Source organism: Massilia sp. BHUDP2, assembly GCF_046236355.1.
Lineage (GTDB): Bacteria > Pseudomonadota > Gammaproteobacteria > Burkholderiales > Burkholderiaceae_D > Telluria > Telluria varians.
On sequence record NZ_JBJUVW010000001.1, the window covers coordinates 214,537 to 234,813 of the forward strand.

General features: G+C 66.7%; 14 protein-coding genes. 6 read left to right on the forward strand and 8 right to left on the reverse strand.

What is annotated here, in order from left to right; translation table 11 throughout:
* Positions 1-62 precede the first annotated feature (62 nt).
* The 6 genes from ACK6C6_RS00970 to ACK6C6_RS00995 all read right to left on the reverse strand — a co-directional run bounded on the left by ACK6C6_RS00970 (position 63) and on the right by ACK6C6_RS00995 (position 9,700).
* A complete protein-coding gene (locus ACK6C6_RS00970) occupies positions 63-2,870 on the reverse strand; it encodes a TonB-dependent receptor plug domain-containing protein (RefSeq protein ID WP_409265436.1) in 2,808 nt (935 codons plus the stop codon).
* 386 nt (positions 2,871-3,256) lie between these two features.
* Positions 3,257-3,955: a FadR/GntR family transcriptional regulator gene (locus tag ACK6C6_RS00975; RefSeq protein WP_051996733.1), complete on the reverse strand. Its 699-nt coding sequence runs from the start codon at positions 3,953-3,955 to the stop codon at positions 3,257-3,259.
* Between the two features lie 111 nt (positions 3,956-4,066).
* Complete coding sequence (locus ACK6C6_RS00980; RefSeq protein WP_409265437.1) at positions 4,067-5,308, reverse strand: M56 family metallopeptidase; 1,242 nt, start codon at positions 5,306-5,308, stop codon at positions 4,067-4,069.
* Positions 5,295-5,684 (reverse strand): BlaI/MecI/CopY family transcriptional regulator, encoded by a 390-nt coding sequence (locus tag ACK6C6_RS00985; RefSeq protein ID WP_409265438.1) that lies wholly within the window; start codon positions 5,682-5,684, stop codon positions 5,295-5,297. Before ACK6C6_RS00985 ends, ACK6C6_RS00980 begins: the two co-directional genes overlap by 14 nt.
* 105 nt (positions 5,685-5,789) lie before the next feature.
* Positions 5,790-8,987, reverse strand: coding sequence for a pectinesterase family protein (locus ACK6C6_RS00990; protein ID WP_409265439.1), 3,198 nt, complete (start codon positions 8,985-8,987; stop codon positions 5,790-5,792).
* Positions 8,984-9,700, reverse strand: a complete 717-nt coding sequence (locus ACK6C6_RS00995; protein ID WP_409265440.1) for a rhamnogalacturonan acetylesterase — start codon at positions 9,698-9,700, stop codon at positions 8,984-8,986. Before ACK6C6_RS00995 ends, ACK6C6_RS00990 begins: the two co-directional genes overlap by 4 nt.
* 193 nt (positions 9,701-9,893) lie before the next feature.
* Between ACK6C6_RS00995 and ACK6C6_RS01000 the strand changes: the two genes are divergently transcribed.
* The 6 genes from ACK6C6_RS01000 (at position 9,894) to ACK6C6_RS01025 (ending at position 16,677) form a co-directional block, all read left to right on the forward strand.
* The gene (locus tag ACK6C6_RS01000; RefSeq protein ID WP_209587230.1) at positions 9,894-10,622 is read left to right on the forward strand and encodes a FadR/GntR family transcriptional regulator; all 729 of its coding nucleotides are present in this window, start codon (positions 9,894-9,896) and stop codon (positions 10,620-10,622) included.
* A 116-nt stretch (positions 10,623-10,738) separates the two neighbouring features.
* The gene (gene kdgD / locus ACK6C6_RS01005; RefSeq protein ID WP_209587231.1) at positions 10,739-11,656 is read left to right on the forward strand and encodes a 5-dehydro-4-deoxyglucarate dehydratase; all 918 of its coding nucleotides are present in this window, start codon (positions 10,739-10,741) and stop codon (positions 11,654-11,656) included.
* Positions 11,657-11,659: 3 nt separating this feature from the next.
* Positions 11,660-13,240, forward strand: a complete 1,581-nt coding sequence (locus ACK6C6_RS01010; protein ID WP_409265442.1) for an aldehyde dehydrogenase (NADP(+)) — start codon at positions 11,660-11,662, stop codon at positions 13,238-13,240.
* A gap of 123 nt (positions 13,241-13,363) precedes the next feature.
* Positions 13,364-14,788 (forward strand): MFS transporter, encoded by a 1,425-nt coding sequence (locus ACK6C6_RS01015; protein ID WP_409265443.1) that lies wholly within the window; start codon positions 13,364-13,366, stop codon positions 14,786-14,788.
* Between the two features lie 8 nt (positions 14,789-14,796).
* Positions 14,797-15,684 (forward strand): SMP-30/gluconolactonase/LRE family protein, encoded by an 888-nt coding sequence (locus tag ACK6C6_RS01020; RefSeq protein ID WP_409267288.1) that lies wholly within the window; start codon positions 14,797-14,799, stop codon positions 15,682-15,684.
* Positions 15,685-15,756: 72 nt separating this feature from the next.
* A complete protein-coding gene (locus ACK6C6_RS01025; protein WP_409265444.1) occupies positions 15,757-16,677 on the forward strand; it encodes a cupin-like domain-containing protein in 921 nt (306 codons plus the stop codon).
* On the opposite strand, the gene ACK6C6_RS01030 is transcribed toward ACK6C6_RS01025, so the two are convergent.
* Entirely contained in the window at positions 16,649-18,625 is a 1,977-nt protein-coding gene (locus ACK6C6_RS01030; protein WP_209587235.1) for a bifunctional diguanylate cyclase/phosphodiesterase, read from the reverse strand. The two genes, ACK6C6_RS01025 and ACK6C6_RS01030, sit on opposite strands and share 29 nt — an antisense overlap.
* Before the next feature lie 300 nt (positions 18,626-18,925).
* Positions 18,926-20,119: an acyl-CoA dehydrogenase gene (locus ACK6C6_RS01035; protein WP_209587236.1), complete on the reverse strand. Its 1,194-nt coding sequence runs from the start codon at positions 20,117-20,119 to the stop codon at positions 18,926-18,928.
* Positions 20,120-20,277: the final 158 nt, after the last annotated feature.

Here is a 20,277-nt window from a genome sequence, read left to right on the forward strand (position 1 = left end):
ATGGATGTGCGCAGGGCGGACGAGGTCTCGTCCGCCCTGCGGTGGTCACGGTGCGAAGACGCTTAGAACGTGTAGTCCGCGCGCAGCGTGAAGGCACGCCCGATCGGCTTGGCGATGTTCTGCGCAAACACGACGCGCGAGGACAGGCGCTGGTTCGACAGCGGCGGATCGGTATCGAACAGGTTGTTCACACCGGCGCCGACCTTGAAGTTCTTCGAGAACTTGTAGGTGGTCGACAGGTTGTACACGCGGTACGGTGCGATCACGTTGTAGAACGGCTGGCCCGGCTGCTGGGTCGGCAGCGCGTTGGTGTCCTCGTAGGTCGACGAGTACTGCTGCGTCAGCTGGGCGAAGAACGGGCCGTAGTTCCAGTTCACGCGCGCCTGGTGCTTCCACTTGAAGATGTAGGTGTTGGCCGAGGTGGAACCGGTGGACAGGGCGCCGATGCGGCCGACGCTGTCGACCCATGGGCTGCCGACGTCGTTCTGGCCTTCGTACTTGTCGGTGTAGGTGCCGTCCATCGAGAAGCCGAAGCGGCCCCAGTTCTTGGTCGGGTACGAGTAGTTCAGGCTCAGGTCGATACCCTGGGTCTTGAGGCCGCCCATGTTCAGGCGTGTCTTCGTGATGTACTGCAGCGTGCCGTCCGGGTTACGCACGAACAGGTCCTGGTAGCGCGCCAGGTTGTCGAAGATGGAATCCTCGTTGATCTGGGCGATCGTACCCTTCATGTCGATCTTCCAGAAGTCGACGGTGGCGACGAAGTTCTTGATCGGTTCGATCACGAAGCCCACGGTATAGGTCTTCGACTTTTCCGGTTCCAGGTCCGGGTTGGCGCCGACGAGCGTGGTCAGGCGCGTGTTGCAGACGCGCTCGGCGTCCAGGCCCAGGCCGGCATAGCGCGGATCGGTGGTCAGGGTACCGGAGCCGGCCACGTTCGGCGTGGCGCTCGGGCACAGCAACGGATCGTCCCAGCTCGAGGTCGACGGTGCCAGCGTGCGCGGCACACCGTAGAGTTCAGGCAGGGTCGGCGCACGGAAGCCGGTGCTGACCGTGCCGCGCACCATCAGCTGTTTCATCGGCTGGTAGCGGAAGCTGGCCTTCGGATTGAAGGTCGAGCCGAAATCGCTGAAGTGGTCGCCGCGCACGGCGAAGTTCAGGTTCAGCTCTTTCGTGACCGGTGCGTCGAGTTCGGCGTACAGTGCGGCGACACGGCGCGCGCCGCTCGGGTTGTTGCCGGGCGAGCCGTTGACCCGCCAGACCACCTCGTCGCCGATCATGCGCGCGTCTTCCTCGTAGGTCTCGCGGTGCCAGTCGCCGCCCACGGCCAGGCCGAGGGAGCCGCCCGGCAGGTCCATCAGGGTGCGGCTCAGGTTGAAGTCGACGCCGTAGTGGCGCACGTCGGCCACGCGGAAGTCCTCGCCGTCGGCCGAGATGCTCTCCAGGTAGGCGCGGCCGGCGGCATCCTGGGCGCCGAACGGGTTCAGGATGCCGTTGGCGACACCCGCGTATACGCCCGGGGTGCGCACGAAGTTTTCCTTGAAGCCGCTGTCGCGGTGGCTGTAGCCGTAGTTCGCGCCGACGCGGTAATCCCATCCCTTGATCTGGCCTTCATCGGCGACGACCAGGCGGGCATTCTTTTGCACGTCGTGCAGCTTGGCCGCGCCCAGCTCGTCCAGGCTCCAGGTCAGCGCCAGGTCTTCGCCGTTCAGGCCGGCCACGGCCGGCACGCCGCCGCTGCCGCCCGGGTACCACTTGCTGGCCTTGGTGATCATCAGGGGCTTGCGCGAGGCGGTGCGCATGTCGTAGTTGGTATTCGCGCCGAAGGGCTGTGGCGGGCTGATGGCGTCGATGTAAGAGCGCGACAGGTTCAGTTCCACCGTCAGCACGCCGCCGTCGCCGTGGGCCAGGCTACCCTTGGTGAACAGGGTGACCTGCTGGTTCTCAGGCAGCAGCTGCGGGTAGATGGTCGGGTCGGTAATGCAGGTCTTGCCGCCGTTGGCGTTGGTACGGGTCGACGGCACCGTGGTCTGCGGCAGGCCCGGCGCCACGCAACCGGAGGCGAAATACGGGTTGCCGGTGATGTTGGCCGACTTGCCGTTGCGGTAGATCGTGTAGTTCGCGGGCGATGCCGAGCCGCCCGAGGTGTTCGAGGTGAACGGGTTGCCGCCGAGCGCGGCCAGCTTGACCGGATCCCAGATTTGCGGACGGTCCTTCTGCATCAGCGACTCGCGGCGCTGGGCGCTGAAGGCGGTATAGACGTTCCAGCCGTCGGTGGCCATGTCGCCCTTGCCGGCGATCAGGGTGACGCGCTTCTGGTCGCCGCCGCCGGATTGTTCCGGCTGCACCGTGCTGGCGTGGACGGTGACGTCCTTGACCGATTTCTTGGTGATGAAGTTGACCACGCCGGCGATCGCGTCGGTGCCGTACAGGGCCGATGCGCCGTCACGCAGCACTTCGACGCGCTCGATGGCGGCCATCGGGATCACGTCGACGTTGACCGAGCTCGCGCCCAGCGCCTCGTTGGCCAGGCGGCGGCCGTTCAGCAGCACCAGGGTGCGGTTGGTGTTCAGGCCGCGCATGTTGATCATGGTGCCGCCGCCGCCGCCGCCGACCGGTTCGTTGGTCGCCGCGACGGTCAGGGCCACGGCGACTTCCGTCATCGTGGTCAGGCCCTGGTTGGTCAGTTCCTCGGCCTTGTAGGTGGTCAGCGGAAGGGCATTCTCGGTGGCGAGGCGCTTGATCGAGGAACCGGTCACTTCGACGCGCTGCATCGGCGCGTCCTGCGCGATGGCGGTGTTCGTCAGGGTCAGCACTGCGGCAGTGATTGCCGTCAGAAGGAAGCGTTGTTCGGTGATACGAGTTTGTTTCACTGGAAGTCTCCTGCTCAAATCAGAATTGCGTCCGGGTGTGTCCCTGGATCGCGCGAAGGGATACGCAGGGGTATCCGCGCGGTGGTGACGAGGTCACTGCCGTCCAATGCACAGCGCTGTGGTCCGCGGCAGGCCATCCTCGTGCGACGGCGGTAGGGATCAGCAGATGATTGATTGGTCTGTAGCGGATTCTACTTTGGTCGGACCGCTTTCGCAATCTGGACGAACCACTTATTTTCTGGTCTGTTCGTAAATACAAGGCGGTTGGGCCAATTATTCAAACAGCAATATTTCCGCAACGCCGAAGGCGACCTGGAAACGCAGGGAGGGGAGAGAACGGCGGGAAGGGTGGACAGCCGGGCCGATGGCCCGGCCCGGACAAGGCATCAGCCGCGCGAGAAAGTGCGGGTCACGCGGTCGAGGTGGGCGCGCATGGCGGTGCGGGCGCCGGCCACGTCGTGCGAGGCGATGGCGGCGAAGATGTTGCGGTGGTCGATCAGGGTCTGCTGGCGCAGTTCTTCGGTCTGGAAGTGTTCCTTCAGCTTGTGCCAGAGCGAGCCGCGCTGGCTCCACAGGTATTCGATTACGCCGACCATCGCGCTGTTGCCGGTGGCGCGCGCGATCGCCAGGTGGAAGTTGCGGTCGGCCGATTCGTTGCCGCTGCGGTCTTCGTGGTGCTGCTCCATCTCTTCCACCGCGCGCAGGATGGCGTCGATGGCCGAATCGCTGGCGTGCTTCGCGGCCAGCGCCGCGACTTCGACCTCGATCAGGCGGCGCGCGGCCAGCACTTCGAATGGGCCGGGGCCGGCGGTCGGCACCTCGGCCTGGGGCTGGGCCTGTTCGCTGACGTACACCCCCGAGCCGCCGCGCACTTCGACCGTACCGCCCAGTTCCAGGGCGATCAGGGCTTCGCGCAGCGAGGTGCGGCTGACGCCAAGCTTGGTGGCCAGCTCGCGTTCGGCCGGCAGGCGCTCGCCCGGGCGGATGTTTTCGGCGCGGATCAGTTCCTCGATCTTGGCCGAGACCACCCGATACAGCCGTGGCTCGTTGACGCTGTTCTCGTTCAGCGCAGCGGTTTTCTTCATCGATGGGTCCGTCGTTTGTAAATATGGTGGCCGATGCCAAACCAGCGATCTTAGTTTGGTGCGGGTATTGTTGCAAGTGGACCAACCAATTATAAGCTAACGGAGCCGTCTTTACGGTTGTGGTGTCACTGTCATCGCCACACTGAAGGCTTTATCGCCCTCGCCGACCCTGACGGTAGCCGCTTCGCCGACGCGGGCCAGCAAGGTCGGCGCCGTCATCAAGGCTGCGCCCTTGAACAGTTTCCCGGTCAGCCAGACCTTGTCGGGCGTCTCGGCCGGACGGACGATCATGTCGAGGCGCCACTCACCCGTGCTTACGCTGAACTTTTCGCCGGCCGGCGTCAGCACGCGCGGGATGGAATGCTTGCCATCGCCCTCGAAGCCTTCCGCCTTGAGCTGGAAGGAGACCGATGAACTGTTCGCATCGCCGATGACCATCGCCACCGAATACTGGGGCACACCTGCAGCCTGCTCGGCGCGCACACCCAGCGTCGTGCCGAAAGCGCCCGCGGCCAGCAGGGCGAGGGTACAGCGGCCAGCGATGCGGCGCAGGGTTCCGGGTAAGGCTTGCTGCAAACTCATGATGCGCTCCTTGGTAGGGTGTTGCGTTTGCCAGTGGCAGTGGATGCCGCCCGCCGCAAAGGCGCCGGCATGGGATTTGAGCAGTGCTTCGGCATACACGCGGCGCTGGCGCGGGTACTGCCGCATGACGGCGGCATCGCAGGCCAGTTCCTGGTCTTGGCGCAGGCGGCGCGCGCCGACGTGGATCAGCGGGTTGAACCAGAACAGGCACTGAAACAGGGCCGTCAGCAGGTTGGCAAAGGCGTCGCGGCGCGCGACGTGGACTTGTTCGTGGGCGATTACCAGCGCCTGCTCGGCGGGCGTGTAGCGCTGTGCGAAGTCGCGCGGCACCACGATCCGCGGGCGGAGCAGGCCGACCGAAGCCGGTCCGGCGCCGGCGGCGCCGACGAACACGCCGCCGGAGCGGGTCAGCTCGCCTGCCTGGCGCAGGAAGCGCAGATGGCCGCGCATGAACCACCATGCCATCGCCGCGACGCCGGCCATCCAGATGAAGGGCAGCATGCCGGCTCCGTCCGCCGCCACTACCGGCGCGGCCTGCACGGCCAGTGCCTGCACGGGGCGCAGCGCCTGCACGGACAAGCCGGATGGTGCCGCGCTTCGTGGCAACAGGCTTGCCGCCACCACGATCGGCACGATCAGCCAGGCCTGGTAAGCCGGCGTCGCGCCGAGCCAGCGCCGTAATGGCTTGCGCACCGCCAGCAGGATCAGGGTCGCCAAGCCGGCAAACAGCGCCGCGCGCAGGACCAGGGGCATGAGCTCACTGGCCATCATCGAGCTCGTCGATCAGCTTGCGCAGTTCCCGGATGTCCGCCTGCGACAGTTTTTTCTGGCTGCCGAAATGGGCGACCAGCGGCGCAATGCGTCCGCCGAACAGGCGCTGCACCAGGCTTTCGCTTTCGCGCGCCAGCCAGGCCTCGCGCGGCAGCACCGCCTGGTAAAGGAAGCGGCGGCCATCCTTCTCGGCCGCGATCGCCCCCTTCTTGAGCAGGCGGTTGAGCAGGGTCTTGACGGTGGCGGTTTGCCAGTGCTGGCTCTCGGACAGGGCGACGACGACCTGTTCGGCCACCACCGGGCCGGGCGCGCGCCACAGCACTTCCATGACGTGCGACTCGGCGTCGCTGATGTTGATGGGGGAAGGATTCGACATGACAGCACCATTTACAGTTGTAATCTCAGTTCATGATTACAGCTGTAAACGGCACTGTCAAGCGCTGCGCGCGCCTTTATGCGGCCAGGGTGGCCGCGCTATTACTTAGGGCTGAGGATTCCAGCCGCGGCCGGCGAACACCGCGGCGCGGGTTGACAGGCGCTCGGCCTGCGCCCGGTCCATCTGGTAGCCGCCGTAGCTGCGCGGCTGCCCGTCTTCCGAACGGTTGCCGTATTCGCGCCAGCCGCCCTCCAGGGGATTCGGCAGCGGCTTGCGGTACCAGGCATCCGCGGCGATGTGCGGGCCGACGCTGCACGCGATGAAGGCGACGTTGTCCCAGGTATTCGCGGTGCCCGGCGAGCGTGCGAAGTACGTTGCGCCGTTGGGCGGCAGGTTGCCTGCCGGGCCGGGGCCGCGCGTCAGGCGCGAACGCAGGAACACGAAGCCCGGATCGTCCTTGCCCACGGTGCGCGCCTGCACGATGTAGCCGCCGCTTTGCGGATTGGCGCTGTCGCCTACCGTACGCAGTTCGCTTTCTTCGAACAGGGCGGCGCGGTTGTTCCCCCACACGAAGTCGACGTTGCCTTCGATGAGCGACCTGTAGAACCAGGCATAGCCGTGCAGCTGTAGCGTGTCCTGCTCGCTCACGAAGTGCGCATTGCGCGCGATGAGGCGGCCGTTCTCGCTCCTGAAGAAGATCGTTTCGGCCTGGGCCGAATGGCCGTCGCTGCGGCGGGTGCTGTTGTGCAGGGCGATGTCGCGGATTTCGAACAGGTCGACATCCTGGACCAGGAACTGGGCGCGGCCGCCGTCGATGCCGGCCGTGCCGTCCGGCTGCCCGCTGCCCGAGCCCGGATTGCGGGTTTCGCTGTTGGCGGCGCGGATGATGGTCGCTTCGCGACTCTGGCCGCGCAGCATGACATTGTCCTTGTCAACCAGGTAGAGCAGTTCCGGATAGACGCCATCGCGCACGTTCACGGTGAGCGCCTGCGCACGCGGCAGCGTCATGGCGTAGTCGAGCGCGCCCTGCACGGTGCGGAAGTCGGCGCGTCCGATGGCATCGACCGTCACGCTGTCGCCCACCGGCTGGTAGGGCGTGGTGCGGAAGGACCAGCGCGCGCCCTGGAAGCCCTTGGCGCGCACCAGGCGGGCGTCAATCACCGCCTCGTACTCGAGGCCGCGTTCGAGCGATCGCGGCATGCGCACGTACAGCTCCTTGCCGAGTACGCGGATCGGATGCTGTCGCACCAGGCGCTGGCGCTCGCCCGGGGCCAGCGCCGTGACGGTTTCGCCCGGACGGATGACCGCAACCAGCGCCTTGTCACGCTTGCGGTAGACGCGCACGCTGCCTTCGCCGCTGAGCACCGGTTCGTCCGCGAAGACGAGGCGCAGCGGCGTATCGGGCGGCACGCCGCGCTCGCCGTTGGCCGGCAGGGCGGTGGCCCCAGGGGGCAGGGTGGTGCCGGCCGGCGCGGCGAAGGGGGCGCCCACGTCGACCGTGAACACGGCCTGCGCCCAGGGATCGTCGAGGCTGCGCACCGTCACCGTGGTGCGGCCCGCGGCGTGCGGGGTCAGGCGCAGGGCGCCGCTCGCGGCATCGGCATGCGCGATGCGCGGATCGGCGGAGACTGCGGCGATGTGCGCACTTCCGCCGGCGCCGCCGACCCGGATGGTCTCGGGCGTGTCGCCGGCCTGCAGCGCGATGCGGTCGGCGCCGACGTGGACGGTCACGCGCTCGGGCGGCGCGCCGGCAGGGCCGCCGCGCAGGTCGACCAGGGTGTTCGCGCCCGCTTCCCAGCTGACCGGCTGCATCGCGGGGAAGGGCGGCGCCACCAGCCAGGTGGCGCGGTCGCCGTCCACCGAGACGTTCAGCACATTATCCTGCGGTCCCGGTTCGGCCGCATAGCGCAGCACCACCGGCGTGCCCGGCAGCGAGGCATTGCGACGCACCTGCTTGATGCGCTTGACCTCGCCGCCGCGCGACTCCAGCAGCTCCACCACCCAGACCTTGCGGTCGTCGCTGAGCTGCAGGCTGGCGCCCTGCCAGTCGCCGTTCGCGTCCTGGCGGGCGCGCAGCAGGAAGGGGCTGCCCGCCACCGGGACGAAGCGGGCCTCGGCATAGCCGTCCGCTGCTTGCTGCATGGGGCGCGGGCCGGCATGCTCGCGCACGTGGCGCGCTACCTCGCTGGCGGGCAGCGCCGTGTAGCGGTAGGGCACGCGCCAGCCGGCGTCGCCCCCATAGGCGCAGTCCGCGAGAGGCCTGCCGTTCAGCAGAGAGCCGCTGTCGGCAAAGATGCCGGGGCTGGAGGCCGGGTCGCGCACGATCTGCTTGCAGCTCGCGGCGCCGGCGACGTCGAACGCATTGGCATCCGAGATGATGCGCGCCGCATGGGCGGCGCCGACACTGTAGCCGTGGCGGTACACCGGGCGCTGGCGGTCGCCGACATAGTAGTTGTTCAGCAGGTGCACCTGGCCGTAACGCACCCGCGGCGCGCGTTCGGCCACGTGCTCGAACAGGTTGCCTTTCAGGGTCACGCGCAGCTTGCCGGCGTCGCCGGTGGCCGCGTCGCTTGCGCCGATCAGCATGTTCTTCTCGTGCTCGGCGAAGTGGTTGTAGGTGACACTGACGTAGTCGGAACCGCGCGTGATGTCGACTGCGCCGTCATGGCACTGCATGATCTTGCCGTTCGCGACCGCTTGCCTGTCGTCCGTCTGTGGCGCGTCGGTAAAGCTGTTATGGTCGATCCAGACGTGGTGCGAGCCGGAGACGGTAATGCCGTCGAATTCGGAATTCCAGTTGCCCTTGCTGCCGTCGTGCGGATCCCAGACCGGGCCGACGTCGCAGGGGTTGCGGATAGCGAGGTTGCGGATCACCACCTGTTCGACGTTCGCGACGATCAGACTGCCGTGGACGAAGCCGGCTCCCGGAGCCACCCCGATCAGGGTGGTATTTGACGGGATGCGTATGATGCCGCGCTGCGCCTGGTCCTTTGTATCGCGAAAAGGACGCCCCTCGCTCATGTCGATGCTCGCCGCCACGCGCACGATGCGCGCCGGCGCTGTTGCGCTCAGGGCCGCCAGCAGCTGGGCGCGGTCGCGCACGGTGTACACATGGGCGAGGCTGGCCAGGGCGCCGCCGCGGGTGCCGCCCTCTTGTGCGGCCCAGCCGTCGAAGGGCGCATGCTGGCGCTCGGCCGTCGGGACCGGCACGGCCGCGGTGGCTGGCCGGAACGGGGGAGGCGTGAGCGGCGCCGCCACGGCGCCGGCCGCGGCCAGCGCCATCAATGCGAGCGGCGCCTTCACTGTGCGCCCCGCATCGATGCGGACAGCGCCGGCACCTTGCGCACCAGCTCCCTGGCCACGATTCCGGAGAAGCGTTCCGCGCCGAGCGGGCCGAGGTGGGTGTGGTCGAAGTTGGCCCCTAGGCGTGCCAGCTTGTCCGCTTCCTGCGATCCCATCTCCTGCACGGCCGCCAGCGACAGCGCGTTCAGGTCGATCAGCGGCGTATGCGTGGCGCGGGCGATCGTGCGCACGGTGGCGGCCCAGGGCGCCAGGTCATTGTGCACGTAGCCGTCCTTGAAGATGCGGCGCGTCAGCGGTGTCACCAGCACCGGTTCGCCGCCGAGCGAACGGGCTTCTTCCACGTAGCGCTGCATGTTGGCGGGGAATTCGGTGACGTAGTCGGTGGAGCGCCCCGGCTTGCCCGGCTGGTCGTTATGGCCGAACTGGATCAGCACATAGGTCTTGCGGAAGCCCGCGCCCTTGCGCAGCAGTTCCATGACCTCGTCCCAGCGTTTCTCGGCCCGGAAGCTGCCCGAGCTGCGGCCGCCGCGCGCCAGGTTGTGGCAGGCCGTCTCCGGCGTCAGACGCGCGCACAGGGCGTCGCCGTAGCCGGTGGTGCTGGCCATGGTGGAGTCGCCGACCAGGATCACACGGTCGGGCAGGGCGGCGGCATTGGCGCAGCTGGCGAACAGCAGGGAAAGCAGGCAGGCGAGAGAACGGGCAGGACGTAACATGGGGTGGACTCCTAAAGGTTCGCCAGATTCTATTTTGGCCTGACCAATTTATCAAGCGGTCAGGCCGGCACGGGATCGATACCCGCTGTGGCGTCCCCGATACAGCTTATTAGAGATGTCTTGTCATAGGACGTCATACAACTTGTCTTGATATATAATTGTCTTATCTCTCATTCCAAGCTTTATTCACCACATGCTCCCCACCCAGCGCAAGCCCCGTAACCTCGCACAGGGCGTCGTCGAACAGATCAGCAGCAGCATCCGCCAGGGCATCCTCAAGCCGGGCGAAAAACTGCCGACCGAGTCCTCGATGATGGCGCAGCATGGCGTGAGCCGCACCGTGGTGCGCGAGGCGATTTCGCACCTGCAGGCCTCCGGGCTGGTGCAGACGCGCCACGGCATCGGGACCTTCGTGCTGGAACGCCCGCAGTCCGGCCTGGGCATCGATGCCGAAAGCATCCTGACCCTGCGCGACGTGCTGTCGATCCTGGAGCTGCGCATCGGCGTCGAGACCGAAACGGCCGGCCTGGCCGCGGTGCGCCGCACCGACGAGCAGGTGCGGGACCTGGGCGTGGCCCTGGCCGAGATGCATGAAGCGATGGCGGTCGGCAGGTCGGCGGTGGATGCCGACAAGCGCTTCCACCTGCTCATCGCGCAGGCCACCGGCAACCGCTATTTCGAAGACATCCTCACCCAGCTCGGCAACGCGATCATCCCGCGTGCGCGCCTGAACACGGTGGAGCTGGAGCAGGACAAGCCGGCCAACTTCAACGAGCGCGTCGGCCGCGAACACGACGATATCTTCCGCGCCATCGAGCGCCGCGATCCGGAGGCCGCACGCGCGGCCATGCGCACCCACCTGTCCAACAGCCGCGAACGGCTGGTGCAGGCGCAGCGCCGGATCGAATCCATGATCAATTAAAAAAAGTCGCACATTCTGCTTGCGAGCTCATCGCTTAAGTTGTACGATGACATACAACTTGGCGCGGTAATCCTTTCTTCACCCGTATTTCACACATCTGTCCTGGAGACTCTGTAATGCAAGCACTCGAACTACAAAAAGTCCTGTCGCACGGCCTGCTGTCCTTCCCGATCACCGACTTCAACGCCGAACTCGAATTCGATCAAGCCGGCTACCAGAAGCGCCTGGAATGGCTGGCGCCGTACGGCGCGACCGCGCTGTTCGCCGCCGGCGGCACCGGCGAATACTTCTCGCTGCACGGCGAAGAGTACAGCCAGATCGTCAAGACCGCGGTCGACACCTGCGCCGGTACCGGCGTCGCGATCCTGGCAGGCTGCGGCGGCCCGACCCGCGCCGCCATCGCCCACGCACAGGAAGCCGAGCGCCAGGGCGCCCAGGGCCTGCTGCTGCTGCCGCACTACCTGACCGAATCCAACCAGGATGGCCTGATCGCCCACGTCGAAGCGGTGTGCCGCTCCGTGAAGATCGGTGTCGTGGTGTACAACCGCGCCGCCTGCCGCCTGAGCGCGGACTCGCTGGCCAAGCTGGCTGACCGTTGCCCGAACCTGATCGGCTTCAAGGACGGCATCGGCGACATCGAACTGATGGTCTCGATCTACCGCAAGCTGGGCGACCGTTTCAGCTACCTGGGCGGCCTGCCGACCGCGGAAGTGTATGCCGGCGCCTACAAGGCCCTGGGTACCCCGGTGTACTCGTCGGCCGTGTTCAACTTCGTGCCGCAGCTGGCAATGGACTTCTACCACGCCACCGCCAGCGGCGACACCGCCACCACCAACCGCCTGCTGGACGAATTCTTCCTGCCGTACCTGGAGATCCGCAACCGCAAGGGCGGCTACGCTGTCAGCATCGTCAAGGCCGGCGCCCGCCTGGTCGGCCACGGCGCAGGTCCGGTGCGTCCGCCGCTGACCGACCTGACCCCGGCAGAAGACGAAATGCTGCTGGCCCTGATCAAGAAACAAAAGAACCCGGTGTAAGCCATGCAGATCACTGGTGAAATGATCATCGGCAGCCAGCTCGTCCGCGGTAGCGCGGGCGAGGTGAAAGCCTACAACCCGTCCACCCGCGGCGAGTTCGAGCCGGCCTTCGGCCAGGCGACCGGCGCCGACGTGGAACGTGCCTGCGAACTCGCAGCCCAAGCGTTCGATCCGTACCGTTCGCTGCCGCTGGAACAGCGCGCCCGCTTCCTGGAAGCGGTGGCGGAACAGATCCTGGCCATCGGATCAAGCCTGATCGAACGCGCCCAGCAGGAAACCGGCCTGCCGCAAGCCCGCCTGGAAGGCGAGCGCATGCGCACCGTGACTCAGCTGCGCCTGTTCGCGAAAGTGGTGCGCGACGGCCGCTTCCTGGGCGCGACGATCGACAGCGCGCTGCCGGAACGCACCCCGCCGCGTCCTGACCTGCGCCTGGCCAAGATCGGCCTCGGCCCGGTCGTGGTCTTCGGCGCCAGTAACTTCCCGCTGGCCTTCTCGGTCGCGGGCGGCGATACCGCATCGGCACTGGCAGCAGGCTGCCCGGTCATCGTGAAAGCCCACGGCGCCCACCTCGGCACCTCGGAACTGGTCGGCCGCGCCGTCCAGCGCGCGGTGCAGGAGTGCGGCCTGCCGGAAGGCGTGTTCTCGATGATCTTCGGCGACGGCCGTACCATCGGCCAGCAGCTGGTCGGCCACCCGGCCATCAAGGCGGTCGGCTTCACCGGCTCGCGTGGCGGCGGCACCGCGCTGATGCGCACCGCGGCCGCACGTCCGGAACCGATCCCGGTCTACGCCGAGATGAGCAGCGTGAACCCGGTGTTCCTCCTGCCTGCAGCGCTGGAAGAGGGCGGTTCGATTCTTGCGAACGGCTTCGTCGACTCGCTGACCCTGGGCGTGGGCCAGTTCTGCACCAACCCTGGCCTGGTGTTCGCGGTCAAGGGCGCGGCGCTCGACGCCTTCACTGCGGCGTCCACCACGGCGCTGGCAGCCAAGGGCGCGGGCACCATGCTGACCGCCGGCATCCATGACGCCTACAACAGCGGTATCGCACGCTTCGGCGCCGCCAAGGGCCTGCGCCTGGTCGCCCAGGGCGGTACCGAAGGCATCGGCTGCGCCGCCCAGGCTGCGCTGTACGAGGTCGATGCTGCGGACTTCATCGGCAACCCGGAGCTGCAGGACGAAATCTTCGGCCCGGCCGCGCTGGTAGTCCGTTTCGACAGCGAAGAGCAGATGCTGCAGGCAGCCGAACAGCTGCATGGGCAGCTGACCGCGACCGTGCACGCCAAGCCGGCCGACCATCTACTCGCCGCAAAGCTGCTGCCGGTCCTGGAACGCAAGGCGGGCCGGGTGCTGTTCAACGGCTTCCCGACCGGCGTCGAAGTGTCGCACGCGATGGTCCACGGCGGCCCGTTCCCGGCCACCAGCGACAGCCGCACCACCTCGGTGGGCGCGAGCGCGATCGACCGCTTCCTGCGACCGGTGTGCTATCAGAACGTGCCGGAGGGCTTGCTGCCGGAGGCGCTTCGCGACGACAATCCACTGCGCCTTGCGCGCGTGCTGGATGGAGACCTGAAAGTCGCAGAGTAATGTGAGGGGGCGCAAGGTTCGACTTTGCGCCCCCGAAGGCGTGCTTGTGGCACCCCTTCGTCGACCGATTGAAGCACCAGCCGGAGGAGACGCCGGCTGTTTCGTTTGAAAAGAACTGATCCCATGAATCAGCAAGTCATGAGCGCAAATGCGAAGCAACGCGCGGAGCAGGCCCCGGGGCTCACCTCGACGGTGGGCAAGTATCGCTGGACCATCTGCGCCCTCCTGTTCTTCGCCACCACCATCAACTACCTCGACCGCCAGGTCCTGAGCCTGCTGGCGCCGCTGCTTACCAAGGAATTCGGCTGGTCGAACACCGACTACGCCAACATCACGGCAGTCTTCCAGTTCGTCTACGCCATCTCGATGCTGTTCGCCGGCCGCGTGATCGACCGCCTCGGCACCAAGCGCGCCTTCGTCCTCGCCATCGTGGTCTGGTCGATCGGCGCCGTTGCGCACGCCTACGCCATCGGCATCGGCAATGCGGTCAACAGCGTGTTCACCACGCTCGGCCTGGCCGCGGTGCCGGTCTCGATCGTCGGCTTCATGGTGGGCCGCGCGGTGCTGGCGATCGGCGAGGCGGGCAACTTCCCGGCCGCGATCAAGGCCACCGCCGAGTACTTCCCCAAGCGCGAGCGTTCCTTCGCCACCGGCATCTTCAACTCCGGCGCCAACGTCGGCGCGATCCTGGCGCCGCTGACCGTGCCCCTGATCGCCGAGTACTGGGGCTGGCAGGCCGCCTTCATCGCGGTCGGCGCCATCGGCTTCGTCTGGATGGGCATCTGGATCTGGCTGTACGACACCCCGGATCGCCAGAAGCGCCTCAGCGCAGGCGAACTGGCCTACATCAACAGCGACAGCTCGCCTGCGGACGCGAACCCGACCGCCGCAGCGGCCAAGCCGAAGGCATCGTGGTTCAAGCTGCTGGGCTACCGCCAGACCTGGGCGTTCGCCTTCGGCAAGTTCATGACCGACGGCGTGTGGTGGTTCTTCCTGTTCTGGCTGCCGAAGTACATGTCGGCGCAGTACGGCCTCACCGGCCCGGAGATGGTCCTGCCGCTGGCTGTCCTGTACAGCATGACGATGGTGGGCAGTATCGGTGGCGGCTGGCTGCCGACCTGGTTCATCGACCGCGGCCACAGCATCTACCAGGGCCGCATGCGCGCCATGTTCACCATCGCCCTGTTCCCGCTGGTGGTGCTGCTGGCCCAGCCGCTCGGCTACCTGGGCTTCTGGATCCCGGTGATCCTGATCGGCATCGGCGCCTCGGCGCACCAGGCCTGGTCGGCCAACCTGTTCACCACCGTGTCGGACATGTTCCCCAAGCACAGCGTCGGTTCGGTGGTCGGCATCGGCGGCATGGCCGGCGGCCTGGGCGGCGTGCTGCTCACCAAGCTGGGCGGCTGGCTGTTTGACTACTACGGCGCCCTGGGTCACCTGGAAACCGGCTACCTGATCATGTTCTCGATCTGCGCGCTGGCCTACCTGACGGCCTGGCTGGTGATGAAGGCCCTGGTGCCGGCACACCGCGAGATCACCGACCTGTAATGGCAGGCATGGAGATCGACCGTATCGAAGGCGTGCATTGCGCCACCGGCGAAAGTCCCACCTGGAACGCGGCGGAAGCTGCGTGGTACTGGGTGGACATCCCGGCGCGCCGCGTCTGGCGCATGGACCACGCCACCGGCGCGCTGCGCCACTGGGAAGCGCCCGAGATGGTGGCCTGCGTCGCAGGCGCCGTCGACGGCAGCCTGGTGGCCGGCATGGAAACCGGTATCCATCGCCTGGTCCTGGGCGAGGACGGCAAGGCCGAGGCCACGCGCCTGGCCGCGCCGTCCGCGCTTGAGCTGGGCGAAGGCATGCGCTTCAACGACGGGCGCTGCGACCGCCAGGGCCGTTTCTGGAGCGGCACCATGTTCATGGACATGGGCGCGGCGCGCGCGGTCGGCGGCCTGTACCGCTACAGCGCGGACGAGGGACTGCATGGTCCGGTGGTGAGCGGCCTGCTGACGCAGAACGGCCTGGCCTGGTCGCCCGACGGGCGCACCATGTACCTGTCGGATTCGCATCCGCAGCGCCGCACCGTGTGGGCCTTCGACTACGACGTCGAGCAGGGCATCCCGCACAACAAGCGCGTCTTCCTCGACCTGAGCGGGCAGAAGGGCCGCCCGGACGGCGCCGCGGTCGATGTCGAAGGCTGCTACTGGACCTGCGCCAACGACGGCGGCCTGGTACAGCGCTTCACGCCGGGCGGGAAGCTGGACCGCGAGATCGCGCTGCCGATGGCCAAGCCTTCGATGTGCGCCTTCGGCGGGCCGCAGCTCGATACCTTCCTGGTAACGTCGATCGACCCGGGCTCGGGCGGCGAGGCGGGTTCGGTGGTGCTGCTGCGCCCGGGTGTGCAGGGCGTGGCGGAAACGCCCTTCGGCGCAAGCCGCGCCTGATTCGACCGCATTTGTCGACATCCTGGCCTCCACGCGCTAACCTGTACGGTTTCGTGTGGAGTGCTGAAACATATGCAGGACAATAGGGAAGCGAAAGGCATCCTGCCACCGCTGCCGACGCTGGCGACGACGCCGGAAGACGCGGCAGCCAGGAAGCTGGCGCAGGAAGAGCGCGACGCCGCGGTGCGCGGCGTCGTCTCGATCGCCGCGATGCGCCAGGCCGTCAAGGACCATGCGCGCGGCCTGCCGATCCCCTCCGAGGTGCCGCGCCTCAAGCGGCTGGACGCGGCAGCCTTCGCGGCGCGCGCCGCGCAAGGACTCCCCTTCATCATGACCGGCCTGGTCGATCGCTGGCCCCTGTGCAGCCTTACCCCGCTCGAGCTGCGCGAACGCTACGGCGATCTGCCGGTGCGCGCCCGCGTCGGCGACTACATCCGGCAACCCTTCCGGGCCGACCGCCCGATGCGCGACATGTCCTTGCGCGCCTACCTCGACCTCGAGCCCGAACGCATCCACGGCGCCGGCGAGCCGCCGCCCTATGTCGGCAACCTGGAACTGCGCGAGCTGAACCGCCTGTGCCACTGGCCGGCCTATTTTCGCAAGATGGGGCCGCCCCGTTTCTGGCTCGGCCCGGTGGGCACGATGACGCCCCTGCATTGCGACTTCGACGACAACATCTTCGCGCAAATCTGGGGCACCAAACGCATCTTTCTGGCGCCGCCTCACCACGACGCCTTCCTGTATGCGAACGAAGCCAATCCGGTCCTGTTCGGTTCACCCGTCGACCCGGAGGCGCCGGACTTCGACGCGTATCCGCTGGCGCTCCAGGCGGCCACGGTCGAGTGCATCGTCGCGCCGGGCGACCTGCTGTACGTGCCGGCCGGCTGGTTCCACCAGGTGCGGGCGCTCGAATTCTCGCTCTCCTCGAACCGCTGGGCGCGAGGCATACCGCTGGCGCTCGGGGCTAATGCACCGTGCGCGCGTACTGCGTGAAATGCTCGGCGCTGAGCGCGTGCTGGTACAGAAAGCCCTGGTAGATGTAGCAGCCGGCGTCCGACAGGAACTGGCGCTGGCCCGGCGTCTCGACGCCTTCCGCGATCACCTGCAGGCCCAGGCTCTCGCCCAGCGCGATGATCGAGCGCACGATGGACGCGTCGTTCTGGTCGGTCAGCACGTCGCGCATGAAGGACTGGTCGATCTTGAGCTGGTCGAGCGGCAGCTTGCGCAGGTAGGCCAGCGACGAGTAGCCGGTGCCGAAGTCGTCCAGCGAAAAGCTGATGCCGCGCTGCTTCAGGGTGGCCATGGTATGCGCGGTGTGGCTGAAATCGCGCACCACCAGGCTTTCGGTCAGCTCGAGCTTGAGGCTGGACGGCTGCACCCCGGTTTCTTCGAACACCTGTTGCAGCATCGGCACGAAGTCGGGCTCGATGAACTGGCCGGCGCTGACATTGACCGACATCGTCAGCCCGGCGGTGTCCGGATAGTGCTGCCAGCGCGCCAGCTCGGCGCAGGCGGTGCGCAGCACCCAGCGTCCGATGTCGATGATCAGGCCGCTCTCTTCAGCAGCCTGGATGAACTCGGCCGGGTACAGCAGCCGACCGTCCGGCAGGCGCCAGCGTAACAGCGCTTCGGCGCCGATCACACGGCTGCTGCGGTCGAGCTGCGGCTGGTAATGCAGCACGAACTCGTTGTCGCGCAGCGCACGCCGCATCGCGCCTTCCAGCTCGGCCCGAGCCGACCACGCCGCCTGCACCGCGGGGTCGTGGAAGCGGTAGGTGTTGCGCCCGCAGGCCTTGGACTGGTACATCGCGGCGTCGGCCTGGCGCAGGGTCGATTCGACCGTGTCCACGGTACCGCACAAGGTGGTCACGCCGACGCTGACCGAGACCGAATACATCATGTCGGCCAGCTGGAAGGGCGCCGCCATCGCGGCCACCACCTTGCTGGCCACCGTCTCGGCCTGGGCCGCCGCGCCCTCGCGCGTGTCTTCCACAGGCTGGATCAGGATCACGAACTCGTCACCGCCCAGGCGCGCCACCATGTCGGCCTCGCGCACGCAGTGCTCGAGGCGGCGTGCCACCGCCTGCAGCAGCAGGTCGCCGGCGGCGTGCCCCTGCGAGTCGTTCAGGTATTTGAAATTGTCGAGGTCGCAGAACATCAGGGCGCCGCACTTGCGCGTGCGCGCGCTGCCCAGCAGGGCGCGGCGCAGATGGTCGAGCAGACTGGCGCGGTTCGGCAGGTCGGTCAATGGGTCGAAGAAGGCAAGTCGGTAGATCTTCGCTTCATTGTGCTTGCGTTCGCTGATGTCGGTGCTGATCACCAGAATCTTCTGCGGCGCGCCCGACTCGCGGTCGTTGGCCATCAGCGTCCAGCGGGTATCGGTCTCGATGCAAACGCCGTCGCGGCGCAGGTGCGACAACTCGCCCATCCACCCGCCGTTGGCGAGTGTGTTCTCGTAGGCTGCGTGGTAGGCTGGCAGGTTCTCGCAAAGTAAATCGGAGAATTTCTTGCCACGTGCTTCGGAAGCGCTCCAGCCGTAGAGCCGCTCTGCGCCGTGATTCCAGTAAGTGATGCGCGAATTCAGGTCCATCGCGATGATCGCATCGCGCGCCTGCTGCAGGTAGGAAGCCTGTTCCTGCACCAGCAGGTTGGCATTGCGCAGTTCCGTGTAGTCGAACATGAAGCCTTCAAGGATCTTGCCCCGTCCCTGAGGCGGTGCTGCTCCCTGTTCATAGACCCATCGTGTTTCGCCGGTGGCGCAGCGGATGCGGTAGGTCAGCTTGAAGGCGCGTCCCTGCTGCAGTGCCAGGGCGACGCTGCGTTCGGCGCCGGCGCGGTCGTCCGGATGGATCAGGCTGGCGAAATTCATGCCTGGACGCGCCAGGAATGCGGCTGCCGGATAACCAGTCAACTTCTCCACACCGGCGCTGATGAATTCCATCGTCCAGTCGGCATCGTAGCGACAGCGATAAGCGACTCCAGGCAAGTTCTGGAGCAACAGCTCGAGCGACAACGCGTGTGCGTCGCCAAGAGCAGGCAATTGCGGTCCGTCAAGGGCGCTCATCCAACCTCGCGAAATGGTCTGAGATAACCGCTATTTTTAGTTATAAGAGTTGAGTAACTATCCTAGCGCAAAATCACGTTGTATTGACGCGGCACGATTGAAATTAGAAAAGTCTGTTGTAACGAAATCAGTGTTGCATGGGAAAGCGCGCCACCGGGCGGCGGCGCGCCTGGAGGATCAGAACGCGGCGATGCCGGTCTGTGCGCGGCCGAGGATCAGCGCGTGGATGTCGTGGGTGCCTTCGTAGGTATTGACCACTTCGAGGTTGACCATGTGGCGCACGATGCCGAACTCGTCCGAGATGCCGTTACCGCCGAGCATGTCACGTGCCGTGCGGGCAATATCCAGTGACTTGCCGCAGGAGTTGCGCTTCATGATCGAGGTGATCTCGACGGCGGCGGTGCCTTCGTCCTTCATGCGGCCCAGGCGCAGGCAGCCCTGCAGGCCGAGGGTGATTTCGGTCTGCATGTCGGCCAGCTTCTTCTGCACCAGCTGGTTGGCGGCGAGCGGCTTGCCGAACTGCTTGCGGTCCAGCACATACTGGCGCGCCGTGTGCCAGCAATCTTCGGCCGCGCCGAGCGCGCCCCAGGCGATGCCGTAGCGCGCCGAGTTCAGGCAGGTGAACGGGCCCTTCAGGCCGCGCACGTCCGGGAAGGCGTTTTCTTCCGGGCAGAACACCTCGTCCATGACGATCTCGCCGGTGACCGAGGCGCGCAGGCCGAACTTGCCGTGGATGGCGGGAGCGCTCAGGCCCTTCCAGCCCTTTTCCAGCACGAAGCCGCGGATCGCGCCTTCGTCGTCCTTGGCCCAGACCACGAACACATCGGCGACCGGCGAGTTGGTGATCCACATCTTGGAACCGCTCAGCGAATAGCCGCCCTCGACCTTGCGGGCGCGGGTGACCATGGAAGCCGGGTCGGAGCCGTGGTTCGGCTCGGTCAGGCCGAAGCAGCCGATCCATTCGCCGGTGGCCAGTTTCGGCAAGTATTTCTGCTTGGTTTCCTCATTGCCGAATTCAAAGATCGGCACCATCACCAGCGAGGACTGCACGCTCATCATCGAGCGGTAGCCGGAGTCGACGCGCTCGACCTCGCGTGCGATCAGGCCGTACGAGACGTAGTTCAGGCCCGGGCCGCCGTATTGTTCCGGGATGGTCGGGCCGAGCAGGCCGAGTTCGCCCATTTCGCGGAAGATCGCGTTGTCCATGCGCTCGTGGCGGAAAGCCTCGAGGATGCGCGGCTTGAGCTTGTCCTGGCAGTAGCTCGCCGCAGCCTCGCGCACCATGCGTTCTTCATCGGTGAGCTGGCTGTTCAGCAGCAGGGGGTCGTCCCAGTGGAAGGCGGCTTTGCGGGGCGAATCGGAATGGCTCATGGATCTTCCTGTCTCGATAGGTTCTTGTACGAGGCGCACGCCGGTCTGGAGGCCGCGCCATGGCTTGACCATTATAAGAATGGTGCGCCGCCGTATCTTTTGAATCTGCGACAGGCATTTTCATTTTTGCTCGGTCGGGAATCCGAGTGCCGGCGAGA

Excerpts from the sequence above, each read along its gene's own strand:
- ACK6C6_RS00975 (WP_051996733.1), bottom strand. The coding sequence starts at position 3,955 with ATGAAGAAAACCGCTGCGCTGAACGAGAACAGCGTCAACGAGCCACGG.
- ACK6C6_RS00980 (WP_409265437.1), bottom strand. The coding sequence starts at position 5,308 with ATGATGGCCAGTGAGCTCATGCCCCTGGTCCTGCGCGCGGCGCTGTTT.
- ACK6C6_RS00985 (WP_409265438.1), bottom strand. The coding sequence starts at position 5,684 with ATGTCGAATCCTTCCCCCATCAACATCAGCGACGCCGAGTCGCACGTC.
- ACK6C6_RS00995 (WP_409265440.1), bottom strand. The coding sequence starts at position 9,700 with ATGTTACGTCCTGCCCGTTCTCTCGCCTGCCTGCTTTCCCTGCTGTTC.
- ACK6C6_RS01000 (WP_209587230.1), top strand. The coding sequence starts at position 9,894 with ATGCTCCCCACCCAGCGCAAGCCCCGTAACCTCGCACAGGGCGTCGTC.
- kdgD (WP_209587231.1), top strand. The coding sequence starts at position 10,739 with ATGCAAGCACTCGAACTACAAAAAGTCCTGTCGCACGGCCTGCTGTCC.
- ACK6C6_RS01010 (WP_409265442.1), top strand. The coding sequence starts at position 11,660 with ATGCAGATCACTGGTGAAATGATCATCGGCAGCCAGCTCGTCCGCGGT.
- ACK6C6_RS01015 (WP_409265443.1), top strand. The coding sequence starts at position 13,364 with ATGAATCAGCAAGTCATGAGCGCAAATGCGAAGCAACGCGCGGAGCAG.
- ACK6C6_RS01020 (WP_409267288.1), top strand. The coding sequence starts at position 14,797 with ATGGAGATCGACCGTATCGAAGGCGTGCATTGCGCCACCGGCGAAAGT.
- ACK6C6_RS01025 (WP_409265444.1), top strand. The coding sequence starts at position 15,757 with ATGCAGGACAATAGGGAAGCGAAAGGCATCCTGCCACCGCTGCCGACG.
- ACK6C6_RS01030 (WP_209587235.1), bottom strand. The coding sequence starts at position 18,625 with ATGGAATTCATCAGCGCCGGTGTGGAGAAGTTGACTGGTTATCCGGCA.
- ACK6C6_RS01035 (WP_209587236.1), bottom strand. The coding sequence starts at position 20,119 with ATGAGCCATTCCGATTCGCCCCGCAAAGCCGCCTTCCACTGGGACGAC.